Genomic DNA, 24478 nt, shown 5'->3' on the forward strand with positions numbered 1-24478 from the left:
GAAAAGGCTTAATCTAGATGTTCTTTCTTTTCCAGATGGAGAGCAATCATGCGCCATTCTGGATCCTCTTGCCAACCTTCTATAGAACTAATGTAGCTGGCAACCTTTCTGGCTTCTTCTAAAATCGGAAAATCTTCGATAATATCAGCCACTTGAAACTCTGGCAGTCCTGACTGTCTGGTCCCAAAAATCTCACCAGAACCACGCATTTTCAAATCTTCCTCAGCAAGGACAAATCCATTGGTCGTTTCTGTCATGATGCGCATGCGATCTTTCCCAGAATCCGTCTTGGGATTAGCTACGAGAACAGCATAAGACTGCTTGTCCCCCCGACCGACACGGCCTCTGAGCTGGTGAAGCTGGCTGAGACCGAATCGGTCGGCATCCATGATAATCATGACGGTCGCATTAGGGACATTGACTCCAACCTCGATAACAGTTGTAGATACTAGAATATCCGTTTTTCTCTCTTTGAATTCCTGCATGATCTGGTCTTTTTCATCACTCTTCATCTTACCATGTAGAAGAGCCACTTCTGCCTTGCCGACAAAATGAGCTGTCAACTCCTCAGATAAGGCAATGGCATTTTTCAGATCCAGAGCTTCAGATTCTTCGATCAAAGGAGAGATGACATAGGCTTGAGAACCTTTTTGGATTTCTCCCTCTAACCAAGTCAAGACCTGAGACAGTTGCTCATGTTTGATCCAGCGCGTCACAATAGGCTTCCGACCTGCTGGCATCTGATCAATAATGGAAACATCCATATCTCCAAAGGCTGTGATAGCCAAGGTTCGTGGAATGGGTGTCGCCGTCATCATGAGGACATCTGGATTGTCCCCTTTTTCCCGTAAAATACGCCTTTGTCCTACACCAAAACGGTGCTGCTCATCGATAATAATCAAACCAAGGCGAGCATAATCCACTCCATCTTGTATCAGAGCGTGTGTTCCGATAATCAAATCGGCCTCACCCTTGGCAATAGTCTCCAAGACTTCTCTTTTTTCTGCAGCTTTCAAGGAACCTGTCAAGAGAGCCAGTTTCAAGTCTGGAAAAAGGTTCTGTAAACTCTCAAAGTGTTGCTCTGCTAGGATTTCTGTTGGCACCATGAGAGCTGCCTGATATCCAGCCGTCACCGCCGCAAACATGGCCAAACCAGCAACCACCGTTTTTCCGCTCCCCACATCTCCTTGCAGGAGACGATTCATGTGGTGGTCAGACTTCATATCGGCCAAAATTTCCTGCAAACTTTTTTCCTGAGCTTGGGTCAGGGCGAAAGGCAGACTTTCTTTAACGGCTATCACTTTTTCCTGGGACCAGTTCAGAACCAGACCGCTTCCCTGAACTCTATTTTCAGACTTGAGTGACTGCAACTGCATTTGGAAATAAAAGAGTTCCTCAAACTTGATACGGCGAAGGGCCTGCTTGTATTCTGCCAAATCCTTAGGAAAATGCATAGCACGGACAGCCTGGCAACGGGACATGAGTTTGTATTTATCCAGCAAAGACTGGGGAAGATTTTCCTCTATCAAGAGGTCCAACCCCTGATCAAAGGCTGTCTTAATGACCTTAACCAGACTGGCCTGACTGATTCCCTGAGCCAGACGATAGACCGGCTGGAGGTCATCTTCCACTTGAGCTAGAACCTTCATCCCAGTCAAACTGGCCTTGGCACGGTCCCATTTCCCAAAGACAGCAAGAGTTGCACCTAACTCTATCTTATCAGCCAGATAGGGTTGGTTAAAAAAATTCACCGCAAAAACGATCTCTCCCTGCTTGAGGCTAAAACGCAGGCGATTGCGCTTAAAACCATAATACTGGACACTGGCAGGAGTCACTACCTGACCAGACAGGACAGCCTTTTCGCCATCTTCCAACTCTAGCACCTGCTTGGTCTTGAAATCTTCATAACGGAAAGGAAAGTAGAGCAAGAGGTCTTGCAAGTTTTCAATTCCTAGTTTGGCGTATTTCTCTGCTGACTTTGGTCCCACACCAGGTAAGACATGCAAGGGTTGGTGTAGATTCATGCTCCACTCCTTTCTTTTTAATAATATTCTCTCGGAATGCGATCGCTGAGGAGACAAACCACCTCATAGTTAATGGTGCCACGGTAAACTGCTACCTGAGTAGCTGTGATTTCCTTATCTCCGTCAGAGCCAATCAAGGTTACCTTGGTTCCAAGTGGGTAAACCTTAGGCAATCGAATCGTGATTTGGTCCATCGAAACCCTGCCGACGATTGGGCAAGCTTGCCCATCTACCAAGACGGAGAAATTCTGCATGTCTCGTGTCCAACCATCCGCATAACCGATTGGTACCGTCGCAATGACTTGTTCGCTATCCGCCTGATAGGTCGCACCATAGCCCATGCAAGCTCCGGCTGGAACCGTCTTGACATGGACTAAAGCAGACTCCAAGGTCAAGGCTGGTATCAAGTCATAAGGCAAGTCCAATACCTCTCCGCTAGGATTCAGGCCATACATGGCGTCTCCCATACGGACTGCATTGAAAATAGTCTCTGCATGCCAAAGAGTCGTTGCCGAGTTGCTGGCATGAATCAGCTCTGGAACATCCTTCATACTTGCCAAAATAGTTTTAAATCGTTCTAACTGGGTATTAAAATAAGTGTCTGATTCTTCATCTGCAGTCGCAAAGTGGGTAAAAATCCCCTCAACACGAGCACCGTGTTGTTGGAGCAAGGCATGAGCCTGCTCAGCCTCACTAGCCTCTCTAAAACCAATTCGTCCCATTCCTGAATCAATCTTGAGGTGGACAGTTAAGCCAGATAAATCTGTCTCCCTAGCTAAGAGCGCTTGAATCCATTCCACCCCAGCCACTGTCAATATGATGTCGTATTCTTTAGCTAGGTCAACGGCTTCTAGCTCAGAAACTCCTAAGATGAGAATTTTCTTGCTAAGTCCAGCCTGACGAAGTTCAATAGCTTCATCAATATTGGAAACACAAAATCCATCAACATCATTTTGAATAGCCTTGGCAACGGCAACTGCTCCATGACCATAGGCATTGGCCTTGACCACTGCCCACTTGAGCGTTCCTTCAGGGATATGATCACTCATTTGCTGGATATTTTGTCGAATGGCTCCCAGATATATCAGAGCCTTGGTCGGTCTATGTGGACTAGCTTTCATGATTTTCCTCCAAAATGACACTGGCTGTCACAAACTGATCTGTGTGGCTGATAGATAGCCAAATCTTTCCTGAAAATGGTGCCTGACTAAAATAAGGCGCGCCTCGTTCATTGTTCAAAACTTCCAAATCCTGAAAGGTCAGTTTGCCAATTCCTGTCCCCATAGCCTTGGAAAAAGCCTCCTTAGCCGACCAACGACCTGCCAAGTATTCGATTTGTCTGCGCCCTTTGAGACTGGTAAAGCGCTCCATTTCCTTAGTAGTCAGCACCCGCTTGGCAAAGCCATTGTGCCGTGTAACTGCTCGTTCTATCGAAGCCAATTCTTCGATGTCAATTCCGTGTCCAACTATCATACTCATAAAAGGAGCTGAGATTCCCCCAACTCCATCCTTTTCACTTATTTTGTTAAGGTAGTATAAATTTCTTCTACCAAGGCTACTGTATTTTCCCAACCTAGACAAGGGTCAGTTATGGAGCAGCCAAAGACCTCTGGTTGGTTTTGACGACCATCTGCTAGGTAAGATTCGATCATAAAGCCTCGAACCGTCTTTTTAATCTTTTCATTCCAATCACGATTCAGCAAGGCTTGACGAACAATGCGAATTTGTTCCATATACTGCTTGCCAGAATTGTCATGATTGGTATCGATGATAATGAAGGGATTTTCAAGTCCCATAATCTCATAGCGATTGATGGCATTTAAGAGGGTTTCATAGTAGAAATTGGGTTCATTTTCACCATATTCGTTCAGGGCACCACGAAGGATAACGTGGGCCAAAGGATTTCCTGAAGTTTCCACTTCTTGGCCATGGTAAAGGAAGGTTTGCTTGTTTTGAGCCGCATAGATGGCATTAAACATGACCCCAAGGTTCCCAGATGTTGGATTTTTCATCCCAACTGGAGCATCAATACCAGAGGCTACAAAGCGGTGTTCCTGGTCTTCCACTGAACGAGCCCCTACAGCATGGTAGCTGACCAGGTCATCAACCAAAACGAGATTTGACGGATAAAGCATCTCATCAGCTGTCGTCAAACCAGTCTCCGTAATCACACGGTAGTGCAGCTGACGAACAGCCTGCAAACCATTGATGAGACTAGGCGCTTCGCTGGTATTTGGTTGATGAATCATGCCTTTATAGCCATCTCCATTAGTACGAGGTTTTGCTGTATAGACACGCATCACGATAAAGATTTTATCCGCAACTTTTTTCTGCAAGTCTGCTAAGCGACGAGCATATTCAAGCACTGCTTCTTCATTGTCTGAAGAGCACGGCCCCATCACCAAAAGGATTCGGTCGTCCTCACCCGAGATGATGGCTGCCAACTCTCTATCGCGGGCTTCTTTCTTTCGCAAGGCTTCAGGTGACAGCTGGGTCGCAGCCTTGATTGCTTCAATATCAATTTCTTGACCTTTTTCGATAAATGCCATCTTACTCTCCTAGCGTTTGGTAAATTTCGCGAACAAGTGCTTCTGTGTTGTCCCATCCTAGACAAGGGTCCGTGATAGACTTACCAAAAACTTCTGGCTCATTTTGACGTCCATCTTCTAGATAGGACTCAATCATAAAACCACGAACATATTTTTTGATTTTCTCATTCCAGTCACGGTTAATCAAGGTCTGGCGAACGATACGGATTTGATCCATGTACTGCTTGCCTGAATTGTCATGATTGGTATCGATGATGATAAAGGGATTTTCCAAGCCCATCTTTTCATACTGATCAATGGTATCCATCAAATTGTCATAGTAGTAGTTAGGAATATTTTTCCCATATTCATTCAAGGCACCGCGAAGAATGGCGTGGGACAATGGATTCCCTGTTGTTTCCACCTCTTTACCAAGGAAGAGGAAACTCTGTTTATTTTGCGCTGCATAAATCCCGTTAAACATGACATTGAGATTTCCAGATGTGGGATTTTTAAATCCTGTTGAGAAATCTGCTCCACTCGCTACAAAACGGTGCTGTTGATCCTCTACAGAGCGGGCTCCAACAGCCATATAAGAAATCAAATCATCCACCAGCGGAAGATTTTCAGGATAAAGCATCTCATCCGCTGTTGTCATTCCCGTCTCGGTAATCACACGATAGTGCAGTTGGCGAACAGCCTTGATCCCATTGATCAAACTAGGAGCTTCTGTCGCATTTGGCTGATGAATCAAGCCCTTATAGCCATCCCCATTGGTACGAGGTTTTGCTGTATAGACACGCATGACCATAAAAATACGGTCTTTGACCTCTTCTTGCAAAGCAGATAGACGCTTGGCATACTCGAGAACCGCCTCTTCGTTATCAGATGAACATGGTCCTATCACCAAGAGAATACGCTGGTCTTCCCCACGAATGATGGCTTCCAATTCCTGATCACGTTGATTTTTTCTCGCAAGAGCCGCTCCCTCTAATTTAGACAAGGCGCGAACTTCTTCAATGTTAATTTTAGGACTTTTAGCTTTAAATACCATGATTCATCTCCTTATAAAGCAAACGGACACCAAGCAAAAAATGATTTTTACCAGGTATCCGCCTGTATCTTATCTCATATTATTGTCTCTTTCCATGACAGTTCTTGAATTTCTTACCTGATCCACATGGGCATTGGTCGTTTCGTCCGATTTGGCTCAAGTCCAAATCTTCTGGAAGACTTGCCTGCTGCGCTGCGATATTACGAGTCGCAGTTGTACTGATATTGTGTTCAGTTTGCGGACGTTCTTGTTCATGGATTTGTGCTTTCATCATCAAGCGGGTCACATCGAATTCAATCGATCCAATCATGTCGTTAAACATGCGGAAACCTTCTGCTTGATATTCTACAACTGGGTTGTTTTGAGCATATCCACGAAGACCAACAGCATTTCGCAACTGGTCAAGAGCATCGATATGGTCTGTCCACTTGTTGTCTACAACACGTAGAATCAAGACTTTTTGGAATTCTTTCACTGCATCTTCGTCACGAAGCTTAGCAACTTGGCTGTCATAGACTTTCAAGGCACGTTGGAAAAGTTCATCTTTGATAGCTTGGTCTGACAGACCTGCAAGATCTGAACGGCTAATTGAATCTTCTGGAAGCAAGTTATACTTAGCAAAGTTCAAGATTGCTTCCAATTTTTCATCTTCCTTAGAACGTGCATGTGCATCCACGATACGTCCAATGGTACGACGAATCATAGCATGGATTTCTGGTGCCAAGTCACGATCTGCAGTAATGACATCATAACGTTGTGCATAGATGATCTCACGTTGTTCCCGCATAACGTCGTCGTATTGAAGGACTTGTTTACGAGTGTCATAGTTATTTCCTTCGACACGTTTTTGAGCTGCTTCAACTTGACGCGTTAACATGCGAGATTCGATGGCTTCGTCAGACATGTTGAGACGTTCAAAGACACCTTTCAAACGTTCTGAACCGAAACGTTTCATCAAATCATCTTCAAGAGACAAGTAGAATTGTGACTCACCTGGGTCTCCTTGACGCCCTGAACGTCCACGAAGCTGGTTATCAATACGGCGACTTTCGTGGCGCTCTGTACCAATGACGCAAAGACCACCAAGTTCACGAACCCCTTCACCAAGCTTGATGTCGGTACCACGACCGGCCATGTTGGTTGCGATGGTAACTGCGCCACGTTGACCAGCGTTCATGATGATTTGCGCTTCTCTGTAGTGGTTCTTCGCATTCAAGACTTCGTGAGGAACACCTGCAGCAACCAATTTCTTGGAGAGGAAATCACTCGTTTCAACGGCAACTGTACCTACCAAGACCGGCTGACCTTTTTGGTAACGAGCTTTTACATCTTCAACAACAGCCTTAAATTTCGCATCAAGACTTGCATAGAGAAGGTCTGAGTGGTCGATACGTTGAATTGGACGGTTAGTTGGGATTGGGATAACACGAATGTTGTAAATTTCACGGAACTCTTCTTCTTCTGTTTTACCAGTACCTGTCATACCTGCCAATTTCTTATACATACGGAAGAGGTTTTGATAGGTAATAGAAGCTGAAGTCTTGGTCTCGTCTTGGATTGGAACACCTTCTTTAGCCTCAATCGCTTGGTGCAAACCATCAGAGTAACGGCGACCTTCCATGGTACGACCTGTAAATTGGTCGACGATTAGGATTTCCTGCTCTTCGCTAACCACATAATCAATATCAAGGATCATGATATAGTTGGCACGAAGGGCATTGTCAACAAAGTGTGTAAGAGCTACGTTTTCGATATCGTAGAGATTTTCAAGTTTAAAGTAGCTTTCTGCCTTGTCAATACCAGAATCAGACAAACCGATTGTCTTAGACTGCACGTCAATGATATAGTCGTCCTTGTCCAAAGATTTCACAAAGTGGTCTGCCATATGGTAGAGCTGACTCGTTTCAACTGCATTGGCACCTGAAACGATCAATGGTGTACGAGCTTCGTCGATCAAAATTGAGTCAACCTCATCGACCAAGGCATAATTGAGTGGACGTTGCACCATGTTTTCTGCACGAACGACCATGTTGTCACGAAGGTAGTCGAAACCAATCTCTGAGTTGGTTGAGTAGGTAATATCGCAAAGGTAAGCCTCTTTTTTCTCCATTGGAGATTTTGCTGCCAAGTTAATCCCTACTGACAAACCGAGCCATGAGTACAATTCACCCATTTCAGTCGCGTCACGTTCTGTTAGGTATTCATTGACTGTAACTACGTGAACCCCTTTACCTGCAAGGGCATTGAGGTACACTGGCATAGTCGCTGTCAAGGTCTTCCCTTCACCGGTACGCATCTCTGGAACGTCACCATGGTGAAGAACAATCCCACCCATGACCTGAACCTTATAAGGGAAGAGCCCAAGGACACGCTTTGCAGCTTCACGAACTACCGCAAAAGCCTCATATAGCAATGAATCAAGTGATTCACCCTTGTTGTAACGTTCTTTAAATTCGTCAGTTTTTGCTTTTAGCTCTTCATCTGACATCGCAGCCATTTGGCTCTCATAATTTAGAACCTTATCAGCCATCTTTTCTAGACGACGAAGTTCTCCTTTATCATTTTCAATAATCGTTTTTAAAATATTAGCCATGATTTTCCTTACTTTTAATTCTGAATATTTTAGAATGTTCTTTTCATTTTAGCATATTTACTATTATTTTTCAAGAAAGAATCCTTAATTTACAACGGAAAAGAGCAGTCAAAATTCAGCTTTTTTGCATAAATCCTCTGTTGCTATTTTTTTGTTTTTTGTTCGTGAGGCGTGCTTGATAATCCAGGCACAACTTGGACTTACATCCTCCTTCTGCCAAGTTTGAAGTATCTTTTCAAACTTATCAGGGGCTTCCTTGTATAAATCATTTAGATTGTTCGCTACGCTTTTTTGAATGGACTTGTCTCTATCATCCTTTAGATTGGTCAGAATCGTGGTGAATTCCTCAAGATAATCTAGCACCACGATTTGTCTCTTAGCCCAAGGCAGACGAATACGCATGCACTCGCTGGCAAGTCTACGAACGCGCAAATTTTCATCCCGACTCCATTCTATCAGCAAAGCCATTGTATCCTTAGGATAGCGAGCCAGTAAGGGCCTCATGGAAAATTCTCCCGTAAACCGCTTGGTGAGTTCCTTACTAAAGGCCGCGCTCAATTCAAATTCTTGGTCCCCGTATAGCTCTACATATTTACCAATTGGCCAAAGCCAATATCCTTCTGAGAACATACCTAAACCACCCTCTAGCTCAGGACCTAAAATTTTCTCAAAAACCTTGAGGGAGTCCTGATAGGATAGGGGAAGGCAATCTTTGATACTTTTAGCCAAGAGTTCTTGACGCTGGCTAAACTCCAAATTTTCCAAATCTTTTTCTAGCAACAAGCTAAATTTTTGTCCCTCAAAGGCAGGGGACGCTTCTTGCAATCGTTGACTCAAATCCCTAGCATAAGCCAAGTCATAATAGTCCTTTACTTTTTTCGCCATTTTTAAATTCCTTAATCTTCTGTTTACGGAACTTATTATATCATACAAATAGCCCGTCAACAAAATCATTTTCACCCTTCAAACTATTTTGACAAGAAAATAAAAAGGACTAGAAACTAGTCTAGTCCTTCATTTTTTAATGTTTAATTTCCCAAGAATACAGGCAGTATCCCAAAATACCAAAAGAGATTGATCCAGAAGGCCATGCAAAATAGGACTCCAAAGATAAAGAGACTGATCTTTTTAATCAGTATGGAGTATAGAATGGATAAAACACCAAAAACCACGAAGAGTTTTTTCATAAGGAAATAATAAATTGAAACTCCTCCTATTTGCCAATCCCAAGGAAGGAAAAACATGAGGAACCAGAGAAGGCAAATCGTAAGAATATATCTCTTGTAGTGCGCTTCAAGAAAGGCTTTTGTTTTCTCCATAGCAAACCTCCATTTGAGTCACTGTCTCTTCCCTTTTATTATACCAAAAAAACCTGGAAAAAGCTTTCCAGGTTCGGATTTGAAATCACTAGTTATACTAGAAAAATTACTTTATTCATAGGCTGATTCACTTTATTGACTTGATGAAGAGGTTCCAAAATCGACCTTAGGAACTGTCTTGGCTTCTTCTGTTTCTTTAAAGGTTTCAGCTTCTTTAAAGTTCATCATATTCGCAAAAAGCACGGTTGGAAAACTTCTCAACTTTTGATTGTACTCAGCTGCGACTTTATTATAATCCTTGCGTGCTACAAAGATACGATTTTCACTTCCTGAAAGTTCGACCATTAGTTGCTCAACATTTTGATTGCTCTTGAGTTCTGGATAATTTTCCGTCAAGGAAATCAAGCGGGAAAGAGCAGAGCTCAATTCTCCCTGAGCCTTTTGGTTTTCTTCCGAAGTTACTGAGCTACTACCGATTTTAGCTCTAGCATCAGCAATCTTGGTAAAGACTTCGGTTTCATGATTCATTTGTCCTTTAACGGACTCCACCAAGTTACCAATCAAGTCCGAACGACGTTGGAGGGCTGTCGAAACATCGGCCTGAGCCTGCTCCACTTTAGTCTGTTCACCAACCAGACCATTATAGGTCGTCACTGCGGAACAACTTCCCAGAACTAGTAGTCCAAAAAAGATCGCCACTATTGAGAGAATTACTTTATTTTGTTTCATATCAAAACCTTAACACTTTCTTTTATCAACTTTTCTGAGAAAATACTCAGATTTTAAATCAATTTCCAAAGTTTTTTTATTTTTAAATTAGGAGTGAACTGTTGCAAAGGAGTCACCTTACTGCATGGAGAAATCGGTTTGAGCAATATACAATCACTCACCAATCATCAGACGAACCACCGCCATCAAAGCCACCGCCGTCCCAGCCTCCAGATGAGTCGGAGCCCGAGTCAGACCAAGAGGATCCTGAATCTGATGAGTCACTGCTCCACCAGCCACCGCCAGAATCATCGCCGTGTGAACCGCCACCACGACCTCCAGATATAAATCCGATGATCATCACGATGAAGTAAATGAGAATTCCAAATCCGATAACTCCATCACTCGAACTGCTTTTTCGATGACGTCTCGAAGAACTGCTCTCACCAGCATACTTTTCAAGTTCCCTTAAGCGACTAGAGTTGGTAGTATAATCGTAACTACTTTTAGAACTTGAAGCAGTCGTACTCGATCCACTATAGAACATGTAGTTGAGATTATTGACTATTGAGAGAACACCCTTATTATAGTCACCATTTTGAAAGTAAGGGCGTGCTGTTGTCAAGAACCTGTGAGTCTGATAGTCAGTGATCTTACTGGCCACATTATTACTGGTTTCAATCCGTGATTTTCTATCCTGGACTGCGACCACAATCAAGGCACCGTGATTGTCTCCCGAGTAGCCAATCTTCCAAGCTCTAGCTGTTTCATTGGCGACTGTTTCAATTGTTTCTCCATCTAGGCTTTTTACAACATAAACTCCCATTTGGAATTTTTCTGATTTTTTACTATTGACATTATTCAATTCTCGTATCTGACTTATAGTCTCATCCGTTAAATAATGATCCGGGTCATAGATCCCGTACTCAGGTTTTTCAGGTGCTGTGAATGCTGACAAGAAGAGAAAGACCATCAACAATCCAAGCAAGCGAACCAACAAACTATGTTTAAATAATCTGCTTTTTTTCATAATAACCTCCCTGATAAAGGAAAATTGATTTAAGGAATTATAGCATTTTGATTTTTACAAAGAAAGTGCATTTTCATTACAAATAGGTTACAAAAGCTAGGAGAATGATTGAATTTTGATGACAGATTTTCCCTTCGATTGGACAGGATTTTTTTCACCTATTTTATAGAAAAAAGAAGACATACTAGTCTTCTTTTAAGTTATTCTTATTGGAAAATATGCAAGGCTTACTTGCGTTTTCTCGCGATCAAATGAATCGGGGTTCCTTCAAAGACAAAGGCCTTGCGGATTTGATTTTCCAAGAAACGCAGGTAAGAGAAGTGCATGAGTTCTTCTTCGTTGACAAAGATGACAAAGGTTGGTGGCTTGGTTGCCACTTGGGTTGCGTAGAAAATCTTGAGGCGTTTCCCTTTGTCTGTCGGTGTTGGATTGATGGCAATGGCATCCATAATCACATCGTTCAAGACTGCTGATGGAATCCGAGTGTTTTGACTCTCGCTAATTTGCTTGATCATCTCAGGCAGTTTATGGAGACGTTGCTTGGTCAAAGCTGATACAAAGACAATCGGTGCGTAAGGCAGATATTGGAACTGCTCACGGATATCCTCTTCCCATTTTTTCATGGTGTGGTTGTCTTTCTCAAGAGTATCCCACTTGTTGACCACGATGATCATCCCTTTACCGGCTTCATGGGCAAAACCTGCGATACGTTTGTCGTACTCACGGATACCTTCTTCGGCATTGAGGACCATCAAGACCACGTCAGAACGGTCAATGGCACGCATGGCACGCATGACAGAATATTTCTCCGTATTTTCATAAACTTTACCAGACTTACGCATACCAGCTGTATCAATCATGGTAAACTCTTGACCATCCGTATCTGTAAAATGGGTATCAATGGCATCACGCGTTGTTCCAGCTACTGGACTAGCAATCACGCGGTCTTCTCCCAAAATAGCGTTGATCAAACTTGATTTTCCAACGTTAGGACGGCCAATCAAGCTAAATTTAATGACATCTGGATTTTCTTCTTCGACTTCATGTGGTAGATTATCCACGATGGCATCCAGCACATCACCCGTACCAATACCGTGAACAGACGAAATTGGCAACGGTTCACCCAAACCTAGCGCATAGAAATCAAAAATATCATTTCGCATTTCTGGGTTGTCAACCTTGTTAACGGCAAGGATAACAGGTTTATGGGTTTTATAGAGTTTACGGGCTACGTATTCATCCGCATCTGTAATCCCTTCTTTCCCAGAAACTACAAAGACGATGACATCAGCTTCTTCCATAGCGATTTCTGCCTGGTGCTTGATTTGTTCCATGAAGGGAGCATCGACATCGTCAATCCCTCCCGTATCAATCATACTAAAGGAACGATTGAGCCACTCACCCGTTGCATAGATACGGTCACGTGTCACACCCTCGACATCTTCTACGATTGAGATCCGCTCACCAGCGATCCGATTAAATAGGGTTGATTTCCCAACATTGGGACGTCCCACAATGGCAATAGTTGGTAAGGCCATGTTTTCTCACTTTCTACAATAACTTTTTCTGTTCTAGATTCTTCCGAGTTGAACTAGGTTCGGCTTGACCAAACTGCTCTGCCAAACGTTGACTCCAAGAGGTCGTCGCACGCGCACCAGCATAGTCTGCCTGTACTTTGTCATAGTCCAAAATCGCCGCTACTGGCTGTTCTTGGTATTCTTCTTCAAATACCACTTGGTTCAAAGGCAGTCTTGGTTTGACATCGTGTTGTTGATCTGGCACGCCAAGGGCAATCCCAAAAACAGGGTAGGTATAGTCAGGCAGGTTAAAAAGCTCTGCCACTTCTTCTGATTTGTAACGGACCAAACCGATGATAACACCACCATATCCCAGACTCTCTGCTGCAAGCAAGGTATTTTGCCCTGCAAGCGCAGCGTCCACAGACGTGATAAGGAGACCTTCCACTCCTTGAGGTTGGAAACTGTCCGTATGAAGGCTTGCTCCCTTTTCAGCTCGGTTCAAGTCACCGACAAAAAGCAAAAAGGCTGCTGACTGGCGAATGGCTTCCTGAGGAACCAGTTCGTATAGGGCATCTTTCTTCTCTTGACTACGCACAAGAATCACAGAGTAGGATTGGAAATTTTTCCAAGATGACGCCATTTGTCCAGCAGTCAAGATTTCATTTAAGTGCTCTTGAGGAATCTCTTGCTCCTTAAAGCGACGAACTGAAGTATGAGCTTTCATCAGTTTAATGGTTTCTGTCATCGGCGATTTTCTCCTTCTAGTCTTGTTTCCTCAGCTAAATAACGAATCCGTTCCATAACCCGTCTAGCTTCCCAAGTCTCATCATTTCCATTCTTTCCTTTGGCAAAATGTTTTTCCAAATCTTGGAAATTAAAGTTGGAAGTAAAGAAGGTCGGCAAATCTTCCTGCATACGATACTGGAGAATAACTTGGAGAATCTCATCACGCACCCAAGGCGTAGACTGCTCTGCACCAATATCATCCAAGACCAAGACTTCTGCTAATTTGATCTCATCCACCAAGGTCTTCACAGATCCTTCACCGATGGCATTTTTCACATCAATGACAAAGCTTGGATAGTGGAGAATGGTTGTTGAAGCACCACGTTTTTCAGATAAGTCGTGAGCCAGGGCTGCCATCATGAAACTCTTTCCGACACCAAAATCTCCGTAAAGATAGAGGCCTTTTCGGATACTTGGGTAAAGGTCAACAAAGGCATAGAGTCTCTCAAAAATCGGCAAACGTCCTAAGTCATCTAGGTCAATCTGAGCCAATTTCGCTTTCTTAAGACTTGCTGGTAGATTGATCAACTTGAGACGATTCTTGATGGCCGCCTCTTTTTCAGCTGCGATTAGTTCTGGTGTTTCTTCATAAGACACATCTGCGTAGCCGTGATTCATGACCAAGATAGGCTTGTAGCCACGAGCTATATAGTCAGCATCCCCACGAAGAAACTTATCCCGTTCTGTGATATATTGGTTGAACTTGGAGATGCTACGATTTAACTCCTCTTGGCTGAGGGATTCTTTCTGGATAAAAGCCGCTACATCTGGGTCTTTCATAATCTGCTGGACTAGGTCCTGATACTGAAAACGACTTGTCTGACGTTTAATAACGTCACCCACACTTTCCATCTAGTCTCCTCCTTCTTCTAATCGGGCTAACATTTCTTGTTTTTTGCGTTCTAGTTCCAGACGAGTTTCCTCACTGGTTTGATTCTTGTATTCTGGATTACTCCACTTAGGAACATTTGTCTTAGTCGAGTTCGTTTTCGATTTTTGGTCTTCTTGCCCTTTTTGCTGACGCTCTCGAATCCGAAGCACAGCCTCTTCTGCTGTCCGAATTTTTTGATAAGCATAGTCATTTGCGACCTTCATGGCATATTTTTCATTGACATTAGCCGAATCAACCTTGTTAAAGGTTAGAAGTAAGACGATATTGATGACTTCGTCCAACAAGCCTAAAGACGCCATCTGGTGAAGGAGTTCTCTTTCACTTTGGGTGATGTTTCCTTTACGTGTTTGTTTGATTTCGGCTAAAAATTCCAGGGGAGTTTTATTTTTGGCTTCTCTGATAATGGTCATTTCTTTGGGGCTAAAGTCAGAAGTCGCTGGTTTTTGTGCTATCTTTTCACGCATGCGTTTGACTGAAATAACCTGAGCCACTGTAGTCGCCTTGGCTAATTGATAGGTTTCAAACCAGGTCCATTTTTTTTCATCTGCAATGGCAAACAATTCCAAAACATCTGCCTGCTCGTTTTCAAAACGCAAACCATCTCGAGCCATCAGGCGCTGAAAATGTTCCAAGTCAAAATCATTTTTCATCTTGATTTTAGACTCGGTTGGAGTCACTTCTTCGGTCAGGGTTGGAAAGACTTGGCTCAAAGAAACAGAGAGTGCTTCTCCCTCACTTGGAGCCTGCTTCAGGGAAGCAAGCGCAGTATCCCCAATCTTTCTCTCCAAGAGTCTACTATAGACAGAATGACTTAGAAATTCCTGACTGGATAGAGGCGGATGGATCGCCAACTCATAGCTCTCCCCCTTCTGATAAAGGGTCAACAAATCCAAAGCCGATAAGACTTTAAAGGATTGGAGCAAGGTCGGCATGCCAAAGTTTAAGTGATTGAGGATATGGGAAAAGAGGTGTTCTTTTTGCCCACCATCCCAAAAGGTAATGGCATATAGATAGAGGCTCAGTGCCTCCTGACCGATAATCGGGAGGTAGCACTGCACCAGAGAAGAGGTATCTTGCGACACCCGATTATTCTTTAGAAAAGAAAAACGGTCATTTGGCTTCATCTATTTTTCCTTTTTCTTTTTAGAGGACTGGGTGATTTGCTGGAGCAGACTCTCCAACTCACTCACATCCTTAAAACTACGGTAAACACTGGCAAAACGAACATAGGTAATCTCATCCAGCTCTGCCAATTCTTCCATGACTAAAGAACCAATGTATTCACTTTGGATCTCATTCTCACTGCGACTACGGAGTTTTTGCTCAATACGATTGACCACCATGTTGATTTCATCACTTGACACAGGACGCTTCTGGGCTGAGCGGATAATCCCATTAAAGATTTTATCTCTCGAAAACTGCTCTCGCGTACCGTCTTTTTTGACAACAACCAGTGTTCTTTCTTCTACTCGTTCATAGGTTGTAAAACGATGCTGGCACTCGTCGCACTCACGTCTTCGACGGATGGTATTTCCTTCTTCGGCTTGTCGACTATCAACAACACTAGACTTGGTAGCCCCACATTTTGGACAACGCATGCATTTCCCTCCTTGTCGTTTTCTTTTCATTATACCATTTTTTGAGCAATTCCCAAAACAATTCTTATTTTTACTTGACAAGTTTTTTGTTTTATTGTATTATTTGATTAGAACAACAAAGACAAAGAAAGGAGACTATGATGTCCTGGTCATTTGATAATACAAAACCGATTTATTTACAGATTATGGAAAAAATCAAACTACAGATCGTTTCCCATGAACTGGAACCTAACCAACAGCTCCCAACCGTAAGAGAACTGGCGAGCGAGGCTGGGGTCAATCCCAATACCATCCAGCGCGCCTTATCTGACCTCGAGCGTGAAGGATTTGTATACAGCAAGCGAACAACTGGCCGTTTTGTCACCGAGGATTTGGACCTCATCCTTCAGTCCCGCAAACAACTTTCCGAGGAGCAACTGCAACAATTCGTCTCTTGCATGCTTCAATTTGGCTACAAAAAAGAAGAACTGCCAAATGTATTAAGCGACTATATTAAAGGAGTTTAAGACTATGACACTACTAGCACTTGAAAATGTAACAAAATCATATGGAGCAACTGCGGCACTTGACAATATCTCACTAGAGATCTCAGCCGGAAAGATTGTCGGGCTCCTTGGACCAAACGGATCCGGAAAAACAACCTTGATCAAACTGATCAATGGCCTCCTTCAACCAAATAAAGGACGTGTCCTCATTAACGGACAGGATCCAAGTCCTGCTACCAAGGCGATCGTCTCCTACCTACCAGATACAACCTACCTCAATGAAGAGATGAAGGTTAAGGATGCTCTAACCTATTTTAAAACCTTCTATCAAGATTTCAATCTCGAAAGAGCCCAACACCTTTTAGCCGATCTCGGTATTGATGAAAATAGTCGCCTCAAGAAACTATCAAAAGGAAACAAGGAAAAGGTCCAACTCATCCTGGTTATGAGCCGTGAAGCCCGCCTTTATGTCCTCGATGAACCAATCGGTGGAGTGGATCCAGCTGCCCGTGATTATATTCTCAATACCATCATCAACAACTACTCACCAACTTCTACGGTGCTGATTTCAACCCACTTGATTTCAGATATTGAGCCTATCTTGGATGAGATTATCTTCCTCAAAGACGGAAAAGTCGTCCGCCAAGGAAATGTTGATGATATTCGTTACGAGTCAGGTGAATCAATTGACCAGCTCTTCCGCCAGGAATTTAAAGCCTAAGCAAAGGAGATTATTATGTTTTGGAATCTAGTTCGTTATGAATTTAAAAATGTCAATAAATGGTATCTGGCACTCTACGGTGCTGTGCTTGCGATTTCAGTTTTGATTGGAGCTTTTATTAGCAGCCTTAGCCAGAGTTACAATCCTAACAATGCTGCTTATTTCATCTTCTTTTTAGTACTAGTCTTTGGAGGACTCAGCGTCACTCTTTGGATTGCAACAATCTTTTTAATCATCCGAAGATTCAAGGGGAGTGTTTATGACCGCCAAGGGTATTTGACCCTGACCTTGCCTGTCTCTGAGCACCAAATCATCATCGCAAAACTTTTAGGTGGTCTTGTCTGGTCCATCTTAAGCTATATCGTCTTTATCTTGAGTATATTGATCATCATCTTCTTAACACCAATAGAAAAAGACTTCACTGCCCTCTATAACTTCATTTCCCCTTACCTCAGCTACGGCTGGCTGTATGCCCTATCACTATTTGTCAGTTCGATCGCATGGATTTTGTCCATTTACCTCTCCATCTCTATCGGGCAACTCTTTAACGAGTATCGAACAGCTATGGGAATTTTAGCCTATATCGTCATTGCCATCGTCATTGGTTATGTTTCTCTCTTCTTCAGAATTGAAAATGACTTTAACGTGATGGCTGGTACAGAAATCTTGCGCGATCTCTTTTTATCAGCTATCTACTATCTCGGTACCTACTACATCTTGAAAAACAAGGTTAATTTGCAATAAAAAATGCCCAGCTAGAAAGCTGGGTTTTTCTTTAACTCAATATCAAACTGGCTACGATGGGGCTGACAAATACGTAGAGTATACCGGTGACACCGATAGCCAAGCCACCCATGGCTCCTGCTACCGAGCCGTATCGAAAGGCTGTTCCCGTTCCGACTGCATGACCTGTTCCACCAAGGGAAAGACCAACTGCTACTGGATCATCAATTTTCAACCACTTCAAAAGGGTTGGTCCGATAACACTGGTCAAAATCCCAGTCGCCACTACGACGACCAAGGTCACAGTCGTCAAACCTTGCAATTTTTCTGTGATCCCCACTGCCATGGCGGTTGTCACTGACTTGGGAAAGAGAGAAATGGCTAGGAAAAAGTCCATACCAAATATTTTCGCTACTATGGCAGTGAAACAAGTATTGACAACTACTGCTAACAGACTACCAAAGAGAATACTGCGAGCATGATGCTTCATCAGGTGAAAACTCTTATAAAGCGGAATCCCTAGAGCCACGGTCGATGGGACAATCAAGTTGTTCAGATAAACCCCACCTTGGTAATAATCTTGATAAGAAATACCCGTCGCCTTAAGGAAAATAATGATAAAAATGGCTGACAAAAGCAGGGGCGTTGTCAATGGATGGGGGAAACGTCTGTAAATCAACATCCCCACTAGATAAGCTAGGATAGATAATGCAATCCCAAACAGAGGATTGGATACAAATTCACTCATTTGGCATCTCCTTTCTCATAATCTCCCTCAAATCGTCTCTTGATAAACTGAACCACTAGGGCAATAAGAATAATGTTGATGACAGCCGCAAAAAAGACAATCAAGACGATAGGCAAAAGATAAGGAGCAATCACATCAAACTTTTCCATGATACCTACTGCTGGTGGCAAAAAGAGAATAGTCATGTTGGCCAGCAAGAAATTCCCGACCATGTTGACATGTCTGGTCCTTAGCCACTTGAACTGTAGGGCTAGAAAGAGAATAATCAAGCCGATAATACTGCCTGGGATGGGCAAATGAAAGAAACTGGAGATTCCCTCACCGATTAGAGAAATCACAAAGAGAATCATCAATTGAACATATAATTTCATCCTAAACTCCATGAAATAAACTTCTTGCATACCAGTTTACTCTTTTTTCAGAAAATTTCAAGGAAATATTGAAATTCTTCTTTCTTGCAAGGATTAGTTAAAAGTAGTATAATCATTGCATGCGCAATCATCTTGTGTTACAAAGATAATCAGTAATGACTTTGTGATTTTTACTTTGAAAAGAAAGGAGAAAGCAATGACCTATTTGGAAAAGTGGTTTGACTACAACCGCCGTCAAAAGGAAATGGAAGCCTTGTTGGAAGAAACTATTGCCCAGCAGAGTGAACAAAGGTTGACCTTGAAAGAGTTTTACCTGCTCTACTATCTGGATTTGGCCCAAGAAAAATCTCTACGCCAGATTGATTTACCTGATAAGCTTCATCTCAGTCCAAGCGCAGTTTCTCGAATGGTGGCTCGACTAGAAGAGAAAAACTGTGGTTTGCTTAGTCGCCGGTGTTGCGATCAGGATAGACGGGCTAGCTTTATCTGCCTGACTGACGAGGGACAGACAACTCTAGCTTACCTGCAAAAGGCTGTCGAAGAAAGGCTGGAGACGAGTCTTGATTTCATTTCATAATCAGATTTCCTAAAAAAGTTGCGTGCGCAATCATTTTTCTTGACATTCCTCTTTTCAAGGAGTACAATAAAGTCAAGATCGAACAAAGGAGTTTTATATGATCGAAATTACTTATCTAGACGCCAGCAAGCAAGAGAGAACCATGACTTTCGAGTCTTACCAAGACTTTTAACGTTCTCAACATGCCTGCCTTATCGGCGTTGCTGATTACTACACTGTCCAAAAATTAACCTACAATGGTCATGATTTGGACTACCATGGGACTTATGGAGATGTCTTCTTCTATCTCATGAAACAAGATTTAAGCCAATATAACTAAAAAAGGAGAAATACAATGGCAAAAGCAATTACAGATGCAACATTCGAACAAGAAACAAAAGACGGTTTGGTTTTGGTAGACTTCTGGGCAACTTGGTGTGGTCCATGTCGTATGCAAGGTCCAATCTTGGACAAATTGTCTGAAGAACTTTCAGAAGATGTCTTGAAAATCGTTAAAATGGACGTTGATGAAAATCCAAACACAGCTCGTGCTTTTGGAATCATGTCTATCCCAACCCTTCTCTTCAAGAAAGACGGCCAAGTGGTGAAACAAGTTGCTGGAGTACACACTGCAGAACAAATCAAGGCCATCGTTGCTGAATTGAGCTAATCACACAAGAGACCAAGTACTTTATTTGGTCTCTTTTTTCTTGCCCTTTGCCATTTTTCAAAAAATATGCTAGACTGTAGGTAGAATATTACGATGTTTGGGACATGCCATCGCTAAAAAAAACCTCTACTTGGTATTTTTTAGCTCCCCTCAAGGGAGCTTTTTGCGTGCTCTGAACATTTCCCATTTTGGAAGGAGTACTATGAAACGTCAATCAGCCTTGGTCGTCTTTAGTGGCGGTCAAGATTCCACAACCTGCCTCTTTTGGGCTAAAGAACACTATGAAACAGTCGAAGCCATCACCTTTGCCTACGGCCAACGCCATCATCTCGAAATTCAAGTTGCTGAAGAAATCGCTAAGGAACAGGGTATTCGTCATCACATCCTCGATATGTCTCTGCTGGGACAAATCACTGAAAATGCCCTGACCTCTGATCTGGAGATCGAGCAAAACGAGGGAGAGGTTCCCAATACCTTTGTTGACGGCCGCAACCACCTCTTTCTATCCTTTGCAGCAGTTCTTGCCAAGCAACGAGGCATTCAAGATATCGTGACAGGTGTCTGCGAGACAGACTTCTCAGGCTACCCTGACTGCCGTGATGTCTTTATCAAATCCCTTAATGTTACTCTCAACCTTGCCATGGATTATGACTTTGTTATCCAAACACCTCTCATGTGGCTAGACAAGGCTGAAACTTGGAAATTAGCCGACCAACTCGGTGCCTTTGACTACGTTCGTGAGAAGACCTTAACCTGCTACAATGGGATTATCGGTAGTGGCTGCGGTGATTGTCCAGCCTGTCACCTGCGCCAGCATGGACTAGATGTTTATCTCTCACAGAAAGGAGTGGGCTAATGTTTTTTGCACCCAAAGAAATCAAACAAGAAACTGGCGAGTCTCTGGTCTACAATCCTCACAGAACCTTGGTATCAAAAGAATTTACCTTTGATGCTGCCCACCACCTCTTTCACTATGAGGGAAAATGCAAGTCCCTGCACGGCCACACTTATCATTTACAAATCGCTGTCAGTGGATTTTTAGATGAACGTGGTATGACCCACGATTTCGGAGACATCAAAGCTATCTACAAGAACTACTTAGAACCCCACTTGGATCATCGCTATCTCAATGAAACCCTGCCTTATATGAACACGACTGCTGAAAACATGGTTTACTGGATTTTCCAAACTATGAGTCAAGAGTTGCCCGACGAGCGCGGTCTCCGTTTGGAATGCGTTCGCCTCTATGAGACTCCGACTGCCTTTGCGGAGTTTAGACGGGAGTGGTTAGATGACTAAGGAACGTGTCCTCAAACTACCTGTTCTGGAAATTTTCGGTCCAACCTTTCAAGGTGAAGGTCGTGCTATCGGGCAGAAAACCATGTTTATCCGCACTGCTGGTTGCGACTACCACTGCGACTGGTGCGACTCTGCCTTTACTTGGGATGGTTCTGAAAAACCTACTCGTATGACAGCTGATGAAGTCATTGCTGCCTTAGATAAATTAGGAAGCTACGACTATGTAACCCTGTCTGGGGGAAATCCTGCTATCCTAGCAGCCAACATGGCTCAACTTGTCACCAAGCTCAAGGAACGCGGTGTCACTCTGGCTGTTGAGACCCAAGGCTCCCGCTGGCAAAATTGGTTAAAAGACATTGACCAGGTCACTCTCAGCCCCAAACCTCCTTCATCCAAGATGGAAGTCAACTTTGAGACCTTGGATTTCATCGTTTCCCAACTGGACCCAGACAAAGTCACCTTTAAAATCCCTGTCTTTGATGATGCAGATCTAGCCTTTGCCAAAGGGATTCAAGAACGTTACCAACCAGATGTCCTCTTTTTATCGGCTGGAAATCCTGAGCCCAAGGCTACAGGTAATATTGTCCAAGACCAACTAGACCGCCTCAAAGAACTCTGGGAACGTGTCGCTACTGACGATAGCTGGGGCAATGTCCGCGTCCTTCCTCAACTCCATACCCTCCTCTACGATAACCAACGTGGTGTTTAAATTAGAAAGAAAAAATCATGTCACAACAAGAAGAAATGAAAAATCTAAGCCTCCTCGGCAACAAAGAAACCAACTACATTTTCGACTATCAACCCGAAGTCCTCGAATCTTTTGACAATCGTCATGTGGAAAATGACTATTTCATCAAATTCAACTGTCCTGAATTTACCTCGCTTTGCCCAATCACTGCTCAGCCAGATTTTGCGACGATTTATATTTCCTACATTCCTGACAAGCTCTGTGTCGAGTCAAAATCCCTCAAACTCTACCTCTTTAGCTATCGAAATCATGGGGATTTTCACGAAAACTGTATCAACACCATCGGAAAAGACTTGGTCAACTTGCTAGACCCTCGCTATTTAGAGGTATGGGGGAAATTCACTCCGCGCGGTGGTATCTCAATCGACCCTTACTACAACTACGGTAGACCTGGAACCAAGTATGAAGGCTTGGCAGAACAGCGTCTCTTTCAACACGACCTTTATCCAGAGAAAATTGACAACCGTTAAACAGATACGAAAAAGCCCTGTTCCTCAAACTGAGGAGCAAGGCTTTTTGAGTTTCGATTATTCTTCTGTTCCAAGAAAGTTTTTCGCAACAAGTGCTGCAAGAACGCCACCAACGATTGGGGCAAGGATGAAAATCCAAACTTGTTGAAGAGCTGCGCCACCTACCAATACAGCAGGAGCCAAGCTACGAGCTGGGTTTACTGAAAGTCCAGTGATGTTCAAGCCTACAAGGATCAAGGCTGTCAATGACAAACCGATTACCAAACCAGCGATTGCACCATTGCCCTTGCTTGCTGATGTTACAGTCATGATAACTAGGACAAACAAGAAAGTTGCGATAACTTCAAATAAGAAACCACCAAAGACAGTGACACCGTTTGCCAAGGCATTTTCACCAAGACTTGCAGTTGACATGCCTGAGTTAGACAAGAGGAAGAATACTGCAGCTGACGCAAGGAAAGCTCCAACTACTTGTCCAAGGATGTAGTTTACAAGCTCTGAAGATGACAAACGTTTGTTTACAAACATAGCGATCGAAACCGCTGGGTTCAAGTGAGCACCTGAAACAGTTCCGATTGAGAAAGCTGCTACTACGATTGCCAAACCAAAGGCAAAAGCAATTCCAAGGTGTCCAAGACCTGCAACACCATTTCCAAAAACAACAGCTCCTGTTCCGATGAACACAAGCATAAATGTACCGATTAATTCAGCAACAAATTTTTTCATGATAAGTCTCCTTTTTTCAAACTATGTATTAGTCTATCAAAAGAAGGAAAGGGTTTCAAGAAAATTGACTGGAAAGTTATTTGAAAATCATGAAACGACTCGCTTATCCTTAGTACTGAAAAGATTGAATAGCTTCTTTCAAGTCATCTTGTAAACTATTTCTCTGGTCAAGTTGAACATAGACTTCCAACAGACAGGATCTGAAGTTGGAAAATTTATAAAAATCTTCCCTTTCTTCTATCGGAAAATCAACAGTTTTTATCCAAGAGGCTACTTGCTCTTGCTCCAACTTCCCTTGTAAAATGGGTTCATAAAGTACTCTCGCTAACCGCCAATCCTCATCATTTGTAAAACGAATGGTAATTCTTTTAAATAGTTGACCCAGTACATCAAATACTTCAGAAACTCTGTTACTAGGAAAATCTGGATGACAAACGACTTCAGTCAAGAGATCCGCTCCATGCGCAAAAGCGTGAACCCAACCATACTGACTTGAAAAACCTGTCGTATCCTTTTCTTTTTTAAGGTAATACAAACCTTGAGATAGCATAGCATTTCTTATATCAGTTTTTAAACCTTTATAGAAAAGAGAGTGTTCGTTACCATCTGCAGACAAAAGATTGGCATAAATAAGCGCCCTAAAAGAACGTTTAAGAGCCGAAACTCCTCTACTATCAATCTCTTTGTATAGACCTTCATCAGAGGAGACCTCTTCTGAGATAAACTGAAACTGCTCAAGGGAAAACAACTCTTCTTGAATCCCCCTAGCCAAACTCGTAAAAACAAGTTCATCTCGAATTTCTGGAGAGGGATCTCCCAAGTGCTCAAGCAGCCACTGAATTTCTTCTCGACTATAGCTTGGTTTTTCTTCTATCACTTTTCTTTGTAATTCTTGACGCATCTCTAGCA

Annotated in this window: 28 protein-coding genes and 1 pseudogene; 10 read left to right on the plus strand and 19 right to left on the minus strand. The window is 43.0% G+C overall.

Translation table 11 applies throughout. From position 1 onward, the window contains the following. Positions 1 to 8: 8 nt before the first annotated feature. From recG to nrdR, 15 genes are all read right to left on the minus strand, one after another. Positions 9 to 2051 (minus strand): ATP-dependent DNA helicase RecG, encoded by a 2043-nt coding sequence (recG, locus tag E7Y33_RS08145; RefSeq protein WP_272914044.1) that lies wholly within the window; start codon positions 2049 to 2051, stop codon positions 9 to 11. Further along, positions 2042 to 3145: an alanine racemase gene (gene alr / locus E7Y33_RS08150; protein ID WP_139690194.1), complete on the minus strand. Its 1104-nt coding sequence runs from the start codon at positions 3143 to 3145 to the stop codon at positions 2042 to 2044. Before alr ends, recG begins: the two co-directional genes overlap by 10 nt. Continuing rightward, complete coding sequence (acpS, locus tag E7Y33_RS08155; RefSeq protein ID WP_049520474.1) at positions 3135 to 3497, minus strand: holo-ACP synthase; 363 nt, start codon at positions 3495 to 3497, stop codon at positions 3135 to 3137. Before acpS ends, alr begins: the two co-directional genes overlap by 11 nt. A 44-nt stretch (positions 3498 to 3541) precedes the next feature. After that, entirely contained in the window at positions 3542 to 4573 is a 1032-nt protein-coding gene (locus tag E7Y33_RS08160; RefSeq protein ID WP_139690195.1) for a 3-deoxy-7-phosphoheptulonate synthase, read from the minus strand. A gap of 1 nt (position 4574) precedes the next feature. Further along, positions 4575 to 5606, minus strand: a complete 1032-nt coding sequence (locus tag E7Y33_RS08165; RefSeq protein ID WP_000231307.1) for a 3-deoxy-7-phosphoheptulonate synthase — start codon at positions 5604 to 5606, stop codon at positions 4575 to 4577. A 79-nt stretch (positions 5607 to 5685) separates the two neighbouring features. After that, positions 5686 to 8199 (minus strand): preprotein translocase subunit SecA, encoded by a 2514-nt coding sequence (secA, locus tag E7Y33_RS08170; protein ID WP_139690196.1) that lies wholly within the window; start codon positions 8197 to 8199, stop codon positions 5686 to 5688. 108 nt (positions 8200 to 8307) lie between these two features. Next, a complete protein-coding gene (locus E7Y33_RS08175; protein WP_049484680.1) occupies positions 8308 to 9084 on the minus strand; it encodes a DNA alkylation repair protein in 777 nt (258 codons plus the stop codon). A 143-nt stretch (positions 9085 to 9227) separates the two neighbouring features. Continuing rightward, complete coding sequence (locus E7Y33_RS09590) at positions 9228 to 9518, minus strand: hypothetical protein (RefSeq protein WP_049484679.1); 291 nt, start codon at positions 9516 to 9518, stop codon at positions 9228 to 9230. 132 nt (positions 9519 to 9650) lie between these two features. Further along, positions 9651 to 10247, minus strand: coding sequence for a LemA family protein (locus E7Y33_RS08185; protein WP_000812473.1), 597 nt, complete (start codon positions 10245 to 10247; stop codon positions 9651 to 9653). Between the two features lie 157 nt (positions 10248 to 10404). Next, on the minus strand, positions 10405 to 11256 hold the full coding sequence (locus E7Y33_RS08190) for a TPM domain-containing protein (RefSeq protein ID WP_049484678.1): 852 nt from the start codon (positions 11254 to 11256) through the stop codon (positions 10405 to 10407). 227 nt (positions 11257 to 11483) lie between these two features. Beyond that, positions 11484 to 12794 carry a ribosome biogenesis GTPase Der gene (gene der / locus E7Y33_RS08195; RefSeq protein ID WP_001207682.1) on the minus strand — a complete coding sequence of 437 codons (1311 nt, stop codon included), beginning with the start codon at positions 12792 to 12794 and terminating at the stop codon, positions 11484 to 11486. A gap of 13 nt (positions 12795 to 12807) precedes the next feature. Then, a complete protein-coding gene (locus tag E7Y33_RS08200; protein WP_139690197.1) occupies positions 12808 to 13521 on the minus strand; it encodes an NADPH-dependent oxidoreductase in 714 nt (237 codons plus the stop codon). After that, on the minus strand, positions 13518 to 14414 hold the full coding sequence (dnaI, locus tag E7Y33_RS08205) for a primosomal protein DnaI (protein WP_000446492.1): 897 nt from the start codon (positions 14412 to 14414) through the stop codon (positions 13518 to 13520). Before dnaI ends, E7Y33_RS08200 begins: the two co-directional genes overlap by 4 nt. Next, positions 14415 to 15578 carry a DnaD domain protein gene (locus E7Y33_RS08210; protein ID WP_139690198.1) on the minus strand — a complete coding sequence of 388 codons (1164 nt, stop codon included), beginning with the start codon at positions 15576 to 15578 and terminating at the stop codon, positions 14415 to 14417. Beyond that, complete coding sequence (gene nrdR / locus E7Y33_RS08215; RefSeq protein WP_001203678.1) at positions 15579 to 16052, minus strand: transcriptional regulator NrdR; 474 nt, start codon at positions 16050 to 16052, stop codon at positions 15579 to 15581. 140 nt (positions 16053 to 16192) lie between these two features. Here nrdR and E7Y33_RS08220 point away from each other — a divergent pair, with 140 nt between their 5' ends. From E7Y33_RS08220 to E7Y33_RS08230, 3 genes are read left to right on the plus strand one after another with little or no spacing between them, the layout of a single operon-like run. Beyond that, positions 16193 to 16558: a GntR family transcriptional regulator gene (locus tag E7Y33_RS08220; RefSeq protein ID WP_049484675.1), complete on the plus strand. Its 366-nt coding sequence runs from the start codon at positions 16193 to 16195 to the stop codon at positions 16556 to 16558. Between the two features lie 4 nt (positions 16559 to 16562). After that, positions 16563 to 17258: an ABC transporter ATP-binding protein gene (locus tag E7Y33_RS08225; RefSeq protein ID WP_000173188.1), complete on the plus strand. Its 696-nt coding sequence runs from the start codon at positions 16563 to 16565 to the stop codon at positions 17256 to 17258. 15 nt (positions 17259 to 17273) lie between these two features. After that, positions 17274 to 18002, plus strand: a complete 729-nt coding sequence (locus E7Y33_RS08230; RefSeq protein WP_139690199.1) for a hypothetical protein — start codon at positions 17274 to 17276, stop codon at positions 18000 to 18002. 31 nt (positions 18003 to 18033) lie between these two features. Here the strand turns inward: E7Y33_RS08230 and E7Y33_RS08235 are convergent, their stop codons facing one another. After that, complete coding sequence (locus E7Y33_RS08235; protein ID WP_042902664.1) at positions 18034 to 18729, minus strand: LrgB family protein; 696 nt, start codon at positions 18727 to 18729, stop codon at positions 18034 to 18036. Beyond that, entirely contained in the window at positions 18726 to 19100 is a 375-nt protein-coding gene (locus E7Y33_RS08240; RefSeq protein WP_000781325.1) for a CidA/LrgA family protein, read from the minus strand. The genes E7Y33_RS08235 and E7Y33_RS08240 overlap by 4 nt, the downstream gene beginning before the upstream one ends. A gap of 196 nt (positions 19101 to 19296) precedes the next feature. Between E7Y33_RS08240 and E7Y33_RS08245 the strand changes: the two genes are divergently transcribed. The 7 genes and pseudogenes from E7Y33_RS08245 (at position 19297) to queF (ending at position 22843) form a co-directional block, all read left to right on the plus strand. After that, positions 19297 to 19677: a MarR family winged helix-turn-helix transcriptional regulator gene (locus E7Y33_RS08245; RefSeq protein WP_044020363.1), complete on the plus strand. Its 381-nt coding sequence runs from the start codon at positions 19297 to 19299 to the stop codon at positions 19675 to 19677. A 97-nt stretch (positions 19678 to 19774) separates the two neighbouring features. After that, a pseudogene (locus E7Y33_RS08250) lies at positions 19775 to 19996 on the plus strand (DUF4649 family protein). 15 nt (positions 19997 to 20011) lie between these two features. After that, complete coding sequence (gene trxA / locus E7Y33_RS08255) at positions 20012 to 20326, plus strand: thioredoxin (RefSeq protein WP_001029581.1); 315 nt, start codon at positions 20012 to 20014, stop codon at positions 20324 to 20326. 202 nt (positions 20327 to 20528) lie between these two features. After that, positions 20529 to 21182 (plus strand): 7-cyano-7-deazaguanine synthase QueC, encoded by a 654-nt coding sequence (gene queC / locus E7Y33_RS08260; RefSeq protein ID WP_049484672.1) that lies wholly within the window; start codon positions 20529 to 20531, stop codon positions 21180 to 21182. After that, positions 21182 to 21625 (plus strand): 6-carboxytetrahydropterin synthase QueD, encoded by a 444-nt coding sequence (gene queD / locus E7Y33_RS08265; protein WP_049484671.1) that lies wholly within the window; start codon positions 21182 to 21184, stop codon positions 21623 to 21625. Before queC ends, queD begins: the two co-directional genes overlap by 1 nt. Further along, positions 21618 to 22334 (plus strand): 7-carboxy-7-deazaguanine synthase QueE, encoded by a 717-nt coding sequence (gene queE / locus E7Y33_RS08270; protein ID WP_139690200.1) that lies wholly within the window; start codon positions 21618 to 21620, stop codon positions 22332 to 22334. The genes queD and queE overlap by 8 nt, the downstream gene beginning before the upstream one ends. A gap of 17 nt (positions 22335 to 22351) precedes the next feature. Then, positions 22352 to 22843: a preQ(1) synthase gene (gene queF / locus E7Y33_RS08275; RefSeq protein ID WP_000082582.1), complete on the plus strand. Its 492-nt coding sequence runs from the start codon at positions 22352 to 22354 to the stop codon at positions 22841 to 22843. Between the two features lie 57 nt (positions 22844 to 22900). On the opposite strand, the gene E7Y33_RS08280 is transcribed toward queF, so the two are convergent. Continuing rightward, positions 22901 to 23569, minus strand: a complete 669-nt coding sequence (locus E7Y33_RS08280; RefSeq protein ID WP_125384888.1) for an MIP/aquaporin family protein — start codon at positions 23567 to 23569, stop codon at positions 22901 to 22903. 109 nt (positions 23570 to 23678) lie between these two features. Further along, on the minus strand, positions 23679 to 24470 hold the full coding sequence (locus tag E7Y33_RS08290) for a DUF2785 domain-containing protein (protein WP_125384889.1): 792 nt from the start codon (positions 24468 to 24470) through the stop codon (positions 23679 to 23681). Positions 24471 to 24478: the final 8 nt, after the last annotated feature.

Origin of the sequence: Streptococcus oralis, assembly GCF_006175905.1 — a bacterium.
In the GTDB taxonomy this organism is placed as follows: Bacteria; Bacillota; Bacilli; order Lactobacillales; family Streptococcaceae; genus Streptococcus; species Streptococcus oralis_BG.

Coding starts and splice junctions, on each gene's coding strand:
- alr (WP_139690194.1), bottom strand. CDS start 3,145: ATGAAAGCTAGTCCACATAGACCGACCAAGGCTCTGATATATCTGGGA.
- acpS (WP_049520474.1), bottom strand. CDS start 3,497: ATGATAGTTGGACACGGAATTGACATCGAAGAATTGGCTTCGATAGAA.
- E7Y33_RS08160 (WP_139690195.1), bottom strand. CDS start 4,573: ATGGCATTTATCGAAAAAGGTCAAGAAATTGATATTGAAGCAATCAAG.
- E7Y33_RS08165 (WP_000231307.1), bottom strand. CDS start 5,606: ATGGTATTTAAAGCTAAAAGTCCTAAAATTAACATTGAAGAAGTTCGC.
- secA (WP_139690196.1), bottom strand. CDS start 8,199: ATGGCTAATATTTTAAAAACGATTATTGAAAATGATAAAGGAGAACTT.
- E7Y33_RS08175 (WP_049484680.1), bottom strand. CDS start 9,084: ATGGCGAAAAAAGTAAAGGACTATTATGACTTGGCTTATGCTAGGGAT.
- E7Y33_RS09590 (WP_049484679.1), bottom strand. CDS start 9,518: ATGGAGAAAACAAAAGCCTTTCTTGAAGCGCACTACAAGAGATATATT.
- E7Y33_RS08185 (WP_000812473.1), bottom strand. CDS start 10,247: ATGAAACAAAATAAAGTAATTCTCTCAATAGTGGCGATCTTTTTTGGA.
- E7Y33_RS08190 (WP_049484678.1), bottom strand. CDS start 11,256: ATGAAAAAAAGCAGATTATTTAAACATAGTTTGTTGGTTCGCTTGCTT.
- der (WP_001207682.1), bottom strand. CDS start 12,794: ATGGCCTTACCAACTATTGCCATTGTGGGACGTCCCAATGTTGGGAAA.
- E7Y33_RS08200 (WP_139690197.1), bottom strand. CDS start 13,521: ATGACAGAAACCATTAAACTGATGAAAGCTCATACTTCAGTTCGTCGC.
- dnaI (WP_000446492.1), bottom strand. CDS start 14,414: ATGGAAAGTGTGGGTGACGTTATTAAACGTCAGACAAGTCGTTTTCAG.
- E7Y33_RS08210 (WP_139690198.1), bottom strand. CDS start 15,578: ATGAAGCCAAATGACCGTTTTTCTTTTCTAAAGAATAATCGGGTGTCG.
- nrdR (WP_001203678.1), bottom strand. CDS start 16,052: ATGCGTTGTCCAAAATGTGGGGCTACCAAGTCTAGTGTTGTTGATAGT.
- E7Y33_RS08220 (WP_049484675.1), top strand. CDS start 16,193: ATGTCCTGGTCATTTGATAATACAAAACCGATTTATTTACAGATTATG.
- E7Y33_RS08225 (WP_000173188.1), top strand. CDS start 16,563: ATGACACTACTAGCACTTGAAAATGTAACAAAATCATATGGAGCAACT.
- E7Y33_RS08230 (WP_139690199.1), top strand. CDS start 17,274: ATGTTTTGGAATCTAGTTCGTTATGAATTTAAAAATGTCAATAAATGG.
- E7Y33_RS08235 (WP_042902664.1), bottom strand. CDS start 18,729: ATGAGTGAATTTGTATCCAATCCTCTGTTTGGGATTGCATTATCTATC.
- E7Y33_RS08240 (WP_000781325.1), bottom strand. CDS start 19,100: ATGAAATTATATGTTCAATTGATGATTCTCTTTGTGATTTCTCTAATC.
- E7Y33_RS08245 (WP_044020363.1), top strand. CDS start 19,297: ATGACCTATTTGGAAAAGTGGTTTGACTACAACCGCCGTCAAAAGGAA.
- trxA (WP_001029581.1), top strand. CDS start 20,012: ATGGCAAAAGCAATTACAGATGCAACATTCGAACAAGAAACAAAAGAC.
- queC (WP_049484672.1), top strand. CDS start 20,529: ATGAAACGTCAATCAGCCTTGGTCGTCTTTAGTGGCGGTCAAGATTCC.
- queD (WP_049484671.1), top strand. CDS start 21,182: ATGTTTTTTGCACCCAAAGAAATCAAACAAGAAACTGGCGAGTCTCTG.
- queE (WP_139690200.1), top strand. CDS start 21,618: ATGACTAAGGAACGTGTCCTCAAACTACCTGTTCTGGAAATTTTCGGT.
- queF (WP_000082582.1), top strand. CDS start 22,352: ATGTCACAACAAGAAGAAATGAAAAATCTAAGCCTCCTCGGCAACAAA.
- E7Y33_RS08280 (WP_125384888.1), bottom strand. CDS start 23,569: ATGAAAAAATTTGTTGCTGAATTAATCGGTACATTTATGCTTGTGTTC.
- E7Y33_RS08290 (WP_125384889.1), bottom strand. CDS start 24,470: ATGCGTCAAGAATTACAAAGAAAAGTGATAGAAGAAAAACCAAGCTAT.